At 42.2% G+C, this 13,117-nt stretch carries 8 protein-coding genes and 1 pseudogene; 5 read left to right on the top strand and 4 right to left on the bottom strand.

Annotated elements, in window-relative coordinates; all coding sequences use genetic code 11:
• Positions 1-66: 66 nt before the first annotated feature.
• Positions 67-1,689 carry an Hsp70 family protein gene (locus SYN7502_RS08880; protein ID WP_015168502.1) on the bottom strand — a complete coding sequence of 541 codons (1,623 nt, stop codon included), beginning with the start codon at positions 1,687-1,689 and terminating at the stop codon, positions 67-69.
• A gap of 187 nt (positions 1,690-1,876) precedes the next feature.
• Here SYN7502_RS08880 and SYN7502_RS08875 point away from each other — a divergent pair, with 187 nt between their 5' ends.
• From SYN7502_RS08875 to infB, 4 genes are all read left to right on the top strand, one after another.
• The gene (locus tag SYN7502_RS08875) at positions 1,877-2,077 is read left to right on the top strand and encodes a hypothetical protein (RefSeq protein WP_015168501.1); all 201 of its coding nucleotides are present in this window, start codon (positions 1,877-1,879) and stop codon (positions 2,075-2,077) included.
• Between the two features lie 47 nt (positions 2,078-2,124).
• Positions 2,125-2,328, top strand: a complete 204-nt coding sequence (locus tag SYN7502_RS08870; protein WP_246828897.1) for a type II toxin-antitoxin system HigB family toxin — start codon at positions 2,125-2,127, stop codon at positions 2,326-2,328.
• 116 nt (positions 2,329-2,444) lie between these two features.
• Positions 2,445-4,010: a bifunctional phosphoribosylaminoimidazolecarboxamide formyltransferase/IMP cyclohydrolase gene (gene purH / locus SYN7502_RS08865; protein WP_015168499.1), complete on the top strand. Its 1,566-nt coding sequence runs from the start codon at positions 2,445-2,447 to the stop codon at positions 4,008-4,010.
• Positions 4,011-4,226: 216 nt separating this feature from the next.
• Positions 4,227-7,499: a translation initiation factor IF-2 gene (gene infB / locus SYN7502_RS08860; protein ID WP_015168498.1), complete on the top strand. Its 3,273-nt coding sequence runs from the start codon at positions 4,227-4,229 to the stop codon at positions 7,497-7,499.
• A 181-nt stretch (positions 7,500-7,680) separates the two neighbouring features.
• Here the strand turns inward: infB and SYN7502_RS20595 are convergent.
• Positions 7,681-8,106 (bottom strand): annotated as a pseudogene (locus SYN7502_RS20595) (IS5 family transposase); the annotation flags it as partial.
• 176 nt (positions 8,107-8,282) lie between these two features.
• Entirely contained in the window at positions 8,283-8,459 is a 177-nt protein-coding gene (locus SYN7502_RS20590) for a transposase (RefSeq protein ID WP_081581074.1), read from the bottom strand.
• A 426-nt stretch (positions 8,460-8,885) separates the two neighbouring features.
• Between SYN7502_RS20590 and SYN7502_RS18260 the strand changes: the two genes are divergently transcribed.
• Entirely contained in the window at positions 8,886-12,422 is a 3,537-nt protein-coding gene (locus SYN7502_RS18260) for an esterase-like activity of phytase family protein (protein ID WP_015168497.1), read from the top strand.
• A gap of 127 nt (positions 12,423-12,549) precedes the next feature.
• Here SYN7502_RS18260 and SYN7502_RS20585 read toward each other — a convergent pair whose 3' ends face one another.
• Positions 12,550-13,116, bottom strand: a complete 567-nt coding sequence (locus tag SYN7502_RS20585; protein WP_015168490.1) for an IS630 family transposase — start codon at positions 13,114-13,116, stop codon at positions 12,550-12,552.
• Position 13,117: the final 1 nt, after the last annotated feature.

Raw genomic sequence — 13,117 nt, 5'->3', positions numbered from 1 at the left:
TTAAACAGATATTAGTCAAAAAAAATAACATCTTTTAGGGAAATAGGATGTATGCCAAGTGACTTACTATACTAATTTTACTACTGGTTGATTCTGCAAAATTAATTGCTTAGTTAATAGGTCTTCAATCGAAATACATAAAGTGCGTTGGGCATTAACTTGAAATGATACCTTTAGCCGATCGCTACCCGGCTGTCCAAGGGGATCAAGAGGAGTTATGACCTGTTCATTTAGTTTTTGGGCGACAGTTTGCGACTGTTTAAGTAGGCGTGTAATTAGGCGATCGCCTTCAAAATATACTTCTAAGCTAGTTTCTCCCAATTCTCCAATTACTAATTCAATACTAGGTTGATCTAGCTGTGATGCCCCCAAAACTAGTTCGATTGGTTCTGTGGGATAGGCTGCACCCGATTTAATAATGGGATGCCAGTTGTGTTGACGATAGCGTTTATCCCAATAGCGCACCCCATAGCTGTGATAAAGAAAATCTTGGAGTTGAAAATTTTGATTTAAGGCACCGTGGGCGATCGCTTCAAAGGGTTTATGGGATTTGATCTTTTGGGGTGGGAAATATTGCTTGATCCAGTTATGAACTGCGGGAATTTGAGCCGTACCCCCAACTAATAAAACTGCATCTATACTTGCTAGGTCTAGCCCTTGTCGTAATGCTTGCTGTTTAATCTGGTCTAAGGATTGATCTAGTCGGTTAAAGAAGTTATGTGCTTGGAGAATATTATCAAATTGCGATCGCCCCAATTCTAAGCTATAGCTATTAAAAGTTTCATCATCAAAAAATACTTCCGTAGCTTGTTCGGATGTGGACAGGGTAATCTTTAATTTTTCCGCTAACCTAGCGACTACAGAATTATGGGGTAAGCCTAGGGAATCACAAAAATAGCCTACTAACCAGTTATCTATATCTATTCCGCCCAGATTTTGACCTGTTTTGGCAATAACTCTAGCAATAGTAGGTTTTGGAACTTGATTAGTTGATGGATTGACCGATTGATTTACTGACTGATTTAAAATGCGATCGCCCCACTTCAATAAAAAACCTAAAGTTTGCTTACGGGCTTGAATTTGATCTTGATTTTCAATTTGATTTTGGATGTGCAAGTTAAGTTTAACAAGGGACATATCTAAAGTTCCCCCACCCATATCTATAACCAGAATCGTCTCGTTACCGGTATTTAAGCCGTAGCCTAAAGCTGCCGCCGTTGGCTCATCCAAAATACTAACTTGAGATACCGCCAAGTCCTCACATACCCCAGATAACCACTGGCGATAGGACTCAAAACTATCCACTGGCACCGTTACAACCAACGATGTAACCTCAGGTAATTGCCTAATTAGCTCAGTTAAAAACCACCTGCCGATCATTGCTGAAGTGATTTCAATACCATCTAGTTCGGGTAAAAATCCAGATAGAGGTTGAGCGATCGCCCGTTTGAAATTTTGAAAAAACCGTTGATTATGATTCCTAAAATCTAAACCCCGATCCCGTACCGATTGTCCAACAACAACTTCACTAGAGGCAGCATTCTCCACAAACACTAAGCTGGGAATTACGGGTGGATTATGGGGCTGAAATTGACTGAACTGCTCTAGTTTTAGAGTTTCAATTTCTCCATTGTTATTAATTCGGGCAATTACGGTATTGCTAGTGCCGAAGTCGATCGCGTAGTGCATGGAAACTAAGATTTAACCTATGGAATTTATAATTGCTCTAAAGTTTAGACTCATGGCTTACTAGACCCAAACAAAGCAAATCAAGAATTTGTACCAGTAAACTTTTAAGAGCCAAAATATGTAAATCAAATTTCAAATTAGAAAATTAGCATAAGATTAATATTAAGCAATCTAGAGCCACTCATTTATGATGCCAGTAGAAACCTTAGAACAATTCATTGCCGAATTAGATAATGATTCCTTTTCAAAGTTGCGTGACTGGTTTATTGAATTTGATCAAACCCGTTGGGATCAGCAGATTGAACAAGATTCCAGTGCTGGGAAATTAGACTTTCTCATTAATGCTGCACTTGACGAGTATAAAACAGGTAAGGTAAGAGAGCTTTGAAGCACAAAACATCTTCTAGTTTCTGGAATTGCTATAATCGTTTACCTATGGAAGTTCGACATCTTGCCGACAAGAATTTTCAGCTTTTGAAAAATAATCCTTCTCATCCCTCACTACAATTTAAGAAGGTTGGTAAGGTGTGGTCAGCTCGTATAGGCTCCAATTATCGAGCGATCTCTACAGAAATTCAAGATGGGTTTTTATGGTTTTGGATTGGCACTCATGCAGAATACGACAAACTTCTTTATTAATTTAATATTTAAAAAAAGTCATAAAGATAAAAAACAGCCGAAATGCGAAAGTTGGCAAAAATAATTTCTGAGGCATTGCTGATCTATAATCCCTGTATTAACTTCAATTCCAATCTATGAATCCTGTTGCCCTGCTGAGTGTTTCTAATAAAACTGGACTAATCGAGCTTGCTCGTACCCTAGTTGAAAAATATAAATTCACAATTATTAGTAGTGGTGGTACAGCCGCAGCCTTAAAGCAAGCACAGATTCCGGTGACCAAAGTTTCTGAATATACTGGCGCACCAGAAATTTTAGGGGGCAGAGTTAAAACCCTCCATCCCAAAGTCCACGGTGGAATTTTAGCAAGATTAGAATTGCCAGAAGATTTGGCAGACCTGGAAAAACAAGAAATTCCAGCGATCGCCCTAGTGGTTGTAAATTTATATCCCTTTGAACAAACAATTGCCAAGAGTGGAGTCACGCTAGAAGAAGCGATCGAGCAAATTGATATTGGTGGTCCCGCTATGATTAGAGCCGCCGCTAAAAATCATCAATACGTTACAGTACTCTCCGATCCTAGCCAATACTCCAGCTATCTAGAGGAAATAGCAAATCATAATGGTAAAACTAGATTGGAATTTAGGCAATCGCTTGCCCTAGCAGCATTTAAGCACACCCAATCCTATGATTACGCTATTAGTCAATACTTAGCCCAAGACTTTGCTCAAGACTCTCAAAATGCTACGGAATTCTTTACGCTCAAGGGGCAAAAATTGCAAACCTTACGCTACGGGGAAAATCCCCATCAACCCGCAACTTGGTATCAGCTTGGAGATACTGCTTATGGTTGGACAACCGCCCAGCAATTACAAGGTAAAGAACTTAGCTATAACAATCTCCTAGACCTTGAGGCAGCCAGAACCATTATTGCTGAATTTATTGATGATGATCCTGCGGCGGTAATTGTTAAGCATAATAATCCCTGTGGTGTGGCGATCTCTCCCACTTTAGTAGATGCCTATAAAAATGCTTTTAATGCCGATTCAATTTCAGCTTTTGGTGGGATTGTGGCATTTAATCGAACGGTAGATGTTGAGACTGCGGCTGCTTTAACTACGACATTTTTGGAATGTATAGTTGCTCCAAACTTTGATCCTGAAGCTTTAGAAATACTAAAAGCTAAACCTAATCTGCGAGTTTTAAGACTGCCAAATCTAAGCCAAGGTGAAACCACCACTGTTAAAGTGATTGCGGGTGGAGTCTTAGTGCAGAAAAGCGATGATATTCCTGTTGATCCCACAACTTGGGAAATTGTCACCACACTAAAGCCAACAGAAGAAGAACTGGCAGAAATGGTATTTGCATGGAAAGTTGCTCGCCATGTGAAATCTAACGCCATTGTCATTACTAGCGATCGCACCACCTTAGGCATAGGTGCAGGACAAATGAATCGAGTTGGCTCTGCTCAAATTGCTCTAACTCAGGCAGAAAGCAAAACTTCAGGTGCGAATATACAAAATGCGACTTTAGCTAGTGATGGGTTCTTCCCCTTTGATGACACCGTAAGACTAGCTGCGAGCAAGGGGATCAAATATATTGTCCAACCTGGTGGTAGCCTCCGTGATCAAGACTCCATCAAAGCTGCTGAAGAACTGGGTTTAATTATGGCAATAACTCATACCCGCCATTTTTTGCATTAAATGTGAAACTGAGCTATAGATTTATAGCAAGATTCATAGCAACTTGGGACATTCGCAGCCCTATGAGTAATAATAGAATTTAGTTATTGCTATGCATATAGTCAAATTTGCTGTATGAATGCATAAACCACATCACACCGCTCCTAATATCAAAATATTTATTATTCACAGGTAGCAGTTTTTATGTAAATCAACCAATCACCCCAAATTATCTAAATGAATAAAGTCAGAGTTTACGAGTTAACAAGAGAACTAGGTTTGGAGACAAAAGATATAATCGCCCTGTGCGAACAGTTAAGTATTGCTGTTAAAACTGCTAGTAGCTCAATATCAGAGGCAGATGCAGAAAAGATAAGGTCATTAGCCCCAGAAAAAAAGTTGACTATTCCGCCTACTTCAACAAAAATAAAGGAATCGAAAGAATCTAGCAATCAGGTATCAAAACAGCAAATTGTTACTGTGAGTAAGCCAACTGTAAATCTGATCTCCCCGCCGATGGTTTCATCTCCTACTCAAGAACTTAAAAAAGTAGATAGCCCTCAGGAGCTAGTAAAGCCTGATATCACTAGCTTGGTAAATCCAGGAGGGAATCAGGAGGTAAACCAAAGTATTGCTCAGCAAAGTGAAGTTGTAGCTCCATCTTTCGTAGCTAAGCCCCCAACTTTTAGTCGAGAACCTCTTAAGCCCTTAGCACGAGCCGCCTCAGATTCAAGCAATGGTTCAAGTAATGCCGTAAACAATAGCGTAACTAAAACTCCAGCATCAGCTCCCAAGCCAGTAATCGAGACTAAGAAACCCAAGGTTACCGTAGAGATGATCGCCCCAGTTAGTTCCAATTCCACTCCAAATACCAATCCAACTGTAGCCAAACCCCCAAAACCTCAGCAACCCGTCACCATTATCAAGCAACCCAAACCAACTAGTCCCTCTCCGGTCACCGCTTCTACTACTCCTAGGATAAATACTCCCATAGCCAACACCATAGTTAGTAAACCTACACTTCCTACAGATACGTCACCTAAGCAACCTAAAGCCGCTATTACTCTTAACCAATCTCCCACTGGGCGATCGCCTGAAGAGGAAAAGCCTGCTATTAAAGCTGTAGCCAAACCCCGCCTCGACAAACCCACTAAACCCAGTACTCCTAGTAACCCATCCCCTCGTCCCAGTCAACCGACCCGTCCCCTACCTGTTAAAGACTCCGTATTAATAGAGCGAGGCATCACTGCGCCTAACGATCCCCCTCGTCCCATGCGCACGCCTAATGCTCCACCATTAAGATCACCAGATCGTCCCACACCACCATCTAGCCCTCGCAAAGAAACTGACTTAGTAGCGATCGCCCCAATATCACCGCCAATTTTACCCGGACGAGGTACTCCCATACCCACTAGATTAGCTAAACGGGGAAAATCCAAAAAAGAGGATGAAGAGCAAGACCTCTTAGAACAAAAGGAAAAAGCAAAGCTCAACAGACCAAATAAACGATTTCTTAAAGTCATTGACGAAGATGACATTATTGAAGATTTGGAAACCACTGATATAGCTCAAGTTAGCCTATCTTTGGCACGACCTGCATCTCGCCCCAAACAACGCAGTATTAAAGTAACAACTCCTGATTCGTTAACATCAGCTAATAAAGTTGTCAAACGTGGAACATCCCATAGAGATCGTCGTTCTCCTGTAGAGGCACCACCCGAAAAGCCAACTAAAGTTACTCTGCAAGAAAGTATTAGTGTGCAGGAACTAGCTCACCAGATGTCTCTTCCAGAAACCGATATTATTCGTACCCTATTTATGAAGGGGGTAATGGCGAATATTAACCAAACCCTAGATATCCCAACCGCTAGCATGGTGGCAACAGAGCTAGGGTATGAAGTAGAAATCACTAGTGTCGATGCACCTGCCCGTAAGGTTACAGAAATGATCGAAATTGGTGACCTAGAAAGCCTACAGCGTCGTCCACCCGTAGTTACAATCATGGGGCATGTCGATCATGGTAAAACCACCTTACTAGACTCAATTCGCAAAACCAAAGTAGCACAAGGTGAAGCGGGAGGAATCACTCAGCACATTGGTGCATATCATGTTGATGTAGAACATGATGGCAAAAAGCAACAAATTGTCTTCCTAGATACCCCCGGTCACCAAGCTTTTACAGCCATGCGAGCAAGAGGTGCAAGGGTTACGGATGTGGCAATTCTGGTCGTTGCCGCCGATGATGGAGTCCAGCCCCAAACCATTGAAGCAATCAGTCACGCTAAGGCAGCAAAGGTACCAATCATTGTCGCAATTAATAAGGTTGATAAGCTTGAATCTCAACCTGATCGTATTCGCCAAGAGCTTACAGAGTATGGCTTAGTTGATGAAGCTTGGGGCGGAGATACAATTATGGTTCCTGTCAGTGCTTTGAAGGGGGAAAATCTTGATAGTCTTTTAGAAATGATTCTTCTAGTCTCAGAGGTTGAAGACTTACAGGCAAACCCTGATCGTCCCGCCCGTGGTACTGTCATTGAGGCACACCTTGATAAAGCCCGTGGTCCTGTGGCAACTTTACTAATCCAAAATGGGACTCTGCGTGTCGGTGATATTTTAGTAGCTGGTTCTTCCTTTGGTAAGGTTAGAGCAATGGTCGACGATCGCATGCGTATGGTTAAAGTAGCATCTCCTTCCTTTGCCGTTGAGGTCTTAGGGTTAAGTGATGTACCCGCCGCAGGGGATGAATTTGAAGTATATACCGATGAAAAGCTGGCGAGAGGGATCGCTAATGATCGCTCAATGGAGCAACGCCAATCTCGACTACAGCAAGCAATGGCATCCCGTCGAGTTACCCTAGGTACAGTGTCAGCCAAGGCGCAAGAAGGCGAACTCAAAGAACTAAACTTAATCCTCAAGGGAGATGTACAAGGTTCACTGGAAGCGATTTTGGGTTCCCTAGAGCAGTTACCACAGGGTGAGGTGCAAGTGCGAGTCCTGCTGTCAGCCGTTGGTGAAATTACGGAAAATGATGTGGAGTTAGCTGCTGCCAGTGATGCCATTATTATTGGCTTTAATACATCGATGGCACCCGGTGCTAGACAGGCTTCAGACTCTATGGGTGTGGATGTGCGTGACTATAGCATTATCTACAAGCTCTTAGAAGATATTCAAGGGGCAATGGAAGGCTTACTTGAGCCAGAGTTAATTGAAGAACATCTGGGTATTGCTGAAGTCAGGGCATTATTCCCCATTGGGCGAGGTGTAGTGGCGGGCTGTTATGTTCAGTCTGGGAAGTTAGTACGGAACTCTCGCATCCGCATTAAACGTCGCGGTGAGCTAGTACATGAGTCTGCCCTAGATTCCCTGAAGCGGATGAAGGATGATGTTAAGGAAGTTGCTGCGGGGTTTGAATGTGGGATTGCGTTACCTAAATTCCAAGAATGGGAAGAAGGGGATTCGATCGAAGCATTCCGTATGATTACCAAGCGTAGAACGTTGTTAATGAACTAGTTTCTTAGTACCAGGTACTCCCTGACTGCAAAAATGTGAGGGAGTATATACATTACTTTAATGAGTACTATTTTTATCCCTATTCTTCTAGGTGAATGAGAATGTCATATAGAGCCCATTTGACATCTACAAATGGTAGTATAAAGCTAAAATGCAGTAGACAAGCAGCTTAAGAGCCCATTTAAGAATTCACGGGGGACAAATTTCTGAGCATTATGCGGATTAAAGACAAGTATACAAAGGACTCAGACATTTTTTCATGATATTCATAGTCTTTACTCAGCCTCCGACATTTACCTAACCATGCGAAGGTTCTCTCTACTACCCAACGTTTCGATTCCACTATAAATCCCTTCTGATTATCTGGACTTTTACTTACTTCCCAGACCCAATTAAAGTTTTCTTTAACCCAATCTGTCATCTCTGCTCCAGAATATCCTTTATCTACTAATATCTTTTTTAGTCTTGTCAATGGATATTTTAAGCTTTCTAATAGTAACTTTGCACTGGCTCGTTCTCCAATGTCAGCAGTGTGTACAACCACTCCTACTAATAATCCCAGAGTATCTACGATAATATGCCGTTTTCTACCCTTGATTTTTTTGCCTCCATCAAAACCTCAGCTCCCTGCACTTTCCGTTGTCTTCACCGTTTGACTATGTAGACTTGCCAAACTTGCTGTTGCTTCTCTTCCATCCTCTATCCTTACTCGTTCACTTAATTTCTGATTTATCTCTACCATTAACCCGATGAATGTCCATCTTCGGAAGTAGAAATATACGGTTAATCATGCGGTAAGTTTTTCCATGTACAGCCATTTTTGAATATGTAGAAAATACCATTCACGACTTCTCGCTTATCTACAATTACTGGTCTATCTAGCTTTGATGGGGTTAGTAGCATTCCTCCAATTATTTCCCATTCCTGATCTGTTAAATCACTGTCGTAGCTTTGGCGCATTTTTTATTACTAATATTTTTTCTTTACCAAGTATATATGCTTTATTAAATGAGTTTTTAGTCCTATTGATATAAAATCTACCTAGAAATTTAACTAAGGCATAACCAATTCTAAACCTTGAGTTATTGGTTGTCCTTGTATGATGTGGATATTTACATCTTAAGAAATTTAGCAACAGCTACTTAGGGTTTATGGAAATGGAGGTTTTGAACAAGACGAGATCCAAGGGTTCTTGGCTCACCTTATCCAAGTCAGGAATGTAGAGTGTATTTTTCAACGGTCGCAAGCGATCGCTTCTTATGTTCGACTGTAATTGAATTCACATCACATAGAGGCATAGATAGTAGCAGCACCGCAGATTCATTTGCTAATCCCACTTCCTATTCCCTCAAAACGTTTGCAATATTACAAAAATAAAACTAACTTATGGATACTAATGCAACTCTGCCGAAGTTGAGCTTTATTGGTCAAGCAACCTATCCCGCGCAATCAGTAAATGTTAAAGATGCCAATGGCAACGATACTACTGTAGGTGGTTTGTCTGGCATTACCTACGATGCCAAAAACAATGTTTTCTATAGCATTTCTGATGATCGCAAGAGCAATCCCAACGAACCCGGTCAACCTACCCGTTTTTACAATCTCAAAATTGATTTAAGTTCAGGAAGTTTAGATAACAGTAAAGTTTCGTTCCAAAATGTCACGCTCTTAAAGAAAGCGGATGGAACTAATTACACGCCTCAAAGCACTGATACTGAAGACATTGGCTTGACTAATCGCGGTACAGTATTTATCTCCTCTGAAGGGCAAGTAGATGCGGCTGGACAGATTCGTACTAATCCCTTTGTGAATGAGTACAATCTCTCAACAGGACAATTGTTGAGAACATTGCCAATTCCCACTAAGTTTCTGCCAGATACTAATCTAGCCGCCACTGAAACCAGAGGAACTTACGACAACCTCGCCTTTGAAAGCGTGGCAATTAGTCCCGATAAGCGTACCTTGCTGACTGCTACGGAAAATGCTCTTATTCAAGACGGTCAGCGTACTAGCTTCCCAGGTTCCGATGCTTTGAATCCATCTGGTATTGGACGATCGCGCTTACTGAAGTTCAATTTAGACACCAACCAAGCTGTCGGTGAGTATCTGTATAACGTTGATCCCACGGCAGTTGCGCCTTCTAAGAATCCTACAAATGACACTAACAATTTCAGCACGGCAGGATTGGTGGCGCTCACGGCTCTAGACAATAACGGTAACTACTTAGCTATAGAGCGATCGTTCTCTTCTGTGCCAGCGAATACGCCTAATAGTCCAGAGACAAGTAATGTTATCAAAATTTATCGAGTCAGCATTGGCGATGCGGACGATATCAGCAGCATCAATAGCTTAAAGGCTCTTTCCGATACCGATTTTGCCAAGATCAAGCCCGCACAAAAACAACTGTTGTTGAATTTGGACGATCTGAAGTTGTCTACAGGACTTGATAATATCGAAGGCGTAACCTTTGGTCCAACGGTAAATGGGAAGCCAACGCTTGTCTTAGTAGCTGATGACAATTTCAACAAAACTCCCGCCGCAAATTCGACAAATAACACCTTTAACCAGTCGCAGTTTACTCAAATTGTGGCACTTACGGTTGATTTCTCTGGTGCATTCCCTAATGGTGTTGCTTCTGGCGATACTACACAAACTTCCACAGTTCTTTGGACACGCACGCCGATTCTCGGTAACGTCACTTTTGAATATTCCACAAGTGCCGATTTTAGTACGATCGCTGGTACGAAAACGGCTACCGTTACCAACTCCCTGCAACCCGTAAAGGTTGGTGTCGATGGCTTGAATCCAAACACGAATTATTTCTATCGAGTTACCGATGCATTAGGCGATCGCGCTACTGGTCAATTCAGCACAGCGGCAGCAAGTGGAACTCAGACAGGTTTGGGCTTTGGTATTTCTGGCGATTGGCGTGGTGAACTCAGCCCCTATCCTTCCATCTCTAATGCTGACGAACGCAATCTCAAATTCTTTGTAGAATTTGGCGATACCATTTACGGTGATGTTGCATCCCCTGGGCTAAAGAATGCAGATGGTACTGAGAAGCAACAAGCTACATCCATAGATGACTACCGCGCAAAATATGCCGAAGTATATGGAAGTCGCTACGGTCAAAATACTTTTGCCGATCTTCGCGCTTCAACTTCCATTTTGGCTACTATCGACGATCACGAAGTTACCAATGACTTTGCAGGTGCGGCTCCTATTAGTAGCGATAAGGGTGGCGCTGGCGGAACTAATCGATTTTTAGCAGCTTTCCCAAGCGACAATCCTAATACTCTGATTAATGACAGTACGCTTTTTGAGAATGGCTTACAAGCTTTCCAAGATTACAAACCAGTCCAAGACCAGTTCTACGGACAAACTGGCGACACCAAAACTGCTGGCGAACGCAAACTCTATCGGGCAAATACTTACGGTAGCGATGCAATCAATATCGTTTTAGATGCTCGTTCTTTCCGCAGTCAGGAGCTTGATGGTGTCGTTAATCCTGCTGACACTGCTGCAATTGGGGCTTTCTTAACTAAGTCCTTCGATCCTACGCGCACCCTCCTAGGTCGCGCTCAGGTTGATGACCTCAAGCGCGATCTTTTACAAGCTCAAAAGGATGGAGTAACTTGGAAGTTCATCGATATTCCCGAACCAATTGAGAATTTGGGTGTGCTTGCTGCGAGCGATCGCTATGAAGGTTATGCCGCTGAGCGGACGGAAATCCTCAAATTCATCAATGACAACAAAATTACTAACGTAGTCTTCGTTTCCGCCGATATTCACGGCACATTGGTAAATAACCTTACCTATCAAGAAGGAGTTGGCAAACCTCAAATTGCTACTAGTGCTTTTGAAGTTGTTACTGGTTCAGTTGCCTATGATGCACCATTCGGTCCTACTGTAGCTGAGCTAGCTCTTGCGGCTGGATTAATCACAGCTCCGCAAAAGGCTTTATATGATTCCTTCCCTAATGCTGGTAAGGATGCCTTCATCAAGAATATTGTCAATGGTGGCTTGACTCCATTGGGTTACGATCCTGTGGGTCTAGATAACAATCTCTCTCAAGCAAATGGATTAATTAATGCCAAGTTATTGAAGGGAGATTATGTTGCCACCAATACCTATGGCTGGACTGAGTTTAATATCGATCCCACCACACAGAAGTTGACCGTCACAACGTGGGGTATTGATGCCTATACCCGCGCTCAGTTGGAAGCAAATCCCAGCGCCTTTACTTCCCTGCAACCGCAAATTGTCAGTCAGTTTGAAGTCACACCCAATGCGGTTGTGGCGGATAGTAAATTGACTAGTATCGGAACATCAGGTAATGACGATTTGATTGCCACCAATGGCGGTGTGTTTGATGGTCGTAGCAACATCGCGTTCACAGGTGCAGGTGATGACACTGTCGATCTGCAATTTAACACTTCGTTTGCAGTTGGCAATAGTCGTATTGACACTGGCAGCAACAACGACACAATCTTCGTCACTCAGGGCGATCGCGTATTTGGTAGTGCTGGCAACGATACTTTTGAAGCTACTGATGCCAAAGGCGGCAACCGCATGTCTGGTGGTACTGGCGATGACACTTTCTTCTTAGGATTTGGAGATCGCGCTCTGGGTGGTGACGGTAATGACAAATTCTTTGTTGGTACTGGTGGCAATAACTTGTTATCTGGTGGTGCTGGTGCTGACCAATTTTGGATTTTCAATGTTTCTGCTCCCACTGCTGCAAATACCATTGTTGATTTCCAAGCGGGAACAGATGTCATTGGCATCAATGGCGGAGGAATACTCAGCTTTGCCAATTTGACTCTCACTGGTAATAGCATCATTATTGGAAATAATGCGATTGCGACCTTAACTGGAGTTGATACTTCTTCTTTAACTGCTTCTAACTTCGTATTTCAGTAATCCAAATTTTAAGAATACTTAAGTTGTTGTTGAAAAATATCTAAAAACGGAGAAGTTGCACTTATTGCAACTTCTCCGTTTTTTGCACAAATACATCGGCGATTCTAGATTTGGTATTACCAAATCGTTAAATACGAGCTACAGATAAAGCTTCTAAAATATAATCCCACCCAACAATCGAAGCAATTACCTCCTGAGTCATAACTTCTAACCTTTCCCGCATTAATGCACGCAACTGGTCAAGATCTTTTGGCAGTTTCCACCTCAACCCTAATTTGAAATGCTGCCACACTCTTTCAATGGGATTAGTCTCAGGTGCATGGGCAGGCTGAAATAGCAAAATAATATTTTTAGGAATCTTTAACCGTTTTGCTCTGTGTGCTCCTGCTTGATCCACTTGCATAACGATGATGTCACCTTGAAAATATGCGCTTACTAAGTTCAGAAATACTTGGAAGCATTCACTATTAAGGTGAGTAAATTCATAGAAAAAGCTTTCCCCTGTTGATGGTTCTACAATTCCATAGAGGTAAGTTGCCTTAAACTGCCACTGAACTTTACCTTTGGGTTTGACTCCTCTTGCTGTGATCTTCCTTCCACTAATTGTCTTTAACCCAATTCGTGTTTCATCTTGACAAAAGAATCTCACTTTGCCATTTAGTCCGATTATATTAATGCCAAACCAAGCAATCATG

This window comes from Synechococcus sp. PCC 7502 (assembly GCF_000317085.1).
GTDB lineage: Bacteria > Cyanobacteriota > Cyanobacteriia > Pseudanabaenales > Pseudanabaenaceae > PCC-7502.
The sequence above is the reverse complement of the archived record's forward strand: the minus strand, read 5'-3'. Positions and strand labels throughout refer to the sequence as shown.

Coding starts and splice junctions, on each gene's coding strand:
- SYN7502_RS08880 (WP_015168502.1), bottom strand. CDS start 1,689: ATGCACTACGCGATCGACTTCGGCACTAGCAATACCGTAATTGCCCGA.
- SYN7502_RS08875 (WP_015168501.1), top strand. CDS start 1,877: ATGATGCCAGTAGAAACCTTAGAACAATTCATTGCCGAATTAGATAAT.
- SYN7502_RS08870 (WP_246828897.1), top strand. CDS start 2,125: ATGGAAGTTCGACATCTTGCCGACAAGAATTTTCAGCTTTTGAAAAAT.
- purH (WP_015168499.1), top strand. CDS start 2,445: ATGAATCCTGTTGCCCTGCTGAGTGTTTCTAATAAAACTGGACTAATC.
- infB (WP_015168498.1), top strand. CDS start 4,227: ATGAATAAAGTCAGAGTTTACGAGTTAACAAGAGAACTAGGTTTGGAG.
- SYN7502_RS20590 (WP_081581074.1), bottom strand. CDS start 8,459: ATGCGCCAAAGCTACGACAGTGATTTAACAGATCAGGAATGGGAAATA.
- SYN7502_RS18260 (WP_015168497.1), top strand. CDS start 8,886: ATGGATACTAATGCAACTCTGCCGAAGTTGAGCTTTATTGGTCAAGCA.
- SYN7502_RS20585 (WP_015168490.1), bottom strand. CDS start 13,116: ATGATTGCTTGGTTTGGCATTAATATAATCGGACTAAATGGCAAAGTG.